The 336-nt window shown below is 40.2% G+C and carries 1 protein-coding gene; it reads left to right on the top strand.

Going from position 1 to position 336, the window contains the following annotated elements; translation table 11 throughout:
• The coding region (locus C6368_RS17165; protein WP_199851672.1) for a hypothetical protein at positions 1-336 on the top strand (336 nt) is incomplete at both ends.

Raw genomic sequence — 336 nt, 5'->3', positions numbered from 1 at the left:
GGGCTGGTCCAAACGGATTTAGTTCATCAAGTCAATACCCGGCTGGAATTGTAGCAAGTAGTTTAACTGCAGGTGAATACACATTAAGCGTTACAACAAACGGATGTGGAACGGCTACGAATTCAGTGATTATTACTGTGAATCCATTACCAACAACACCAGTTCTTAGTGCATTGAGTAATAACGTATGTCAAGGTGATGATATTGTTTTAACAACTGGTGCAACTGCAACAGATTACTACTGGATTGCTTCTAATGGAGATACAACAATCACTCAAACACCTAGCTTGACAGTTAACAGTGGTGTGAATTATGCTTCTGGAAACTGGACATTGG

Source organism: Brumimicrobium mesophilum (genome assembly GCF_003025005.1).
GTDB lineage: Bacteria > Bacteroidota > Bacteroidia > Flavobacteriales_D > Crocinitomicaceae > Brumimicrobium > Brumimicrobium mesophilum.
The sequence above is the reverse complement of the archived record's forward strand: the minus strand, read 5'-3'. Positions and strand labels throughout refer to the sequence as shown.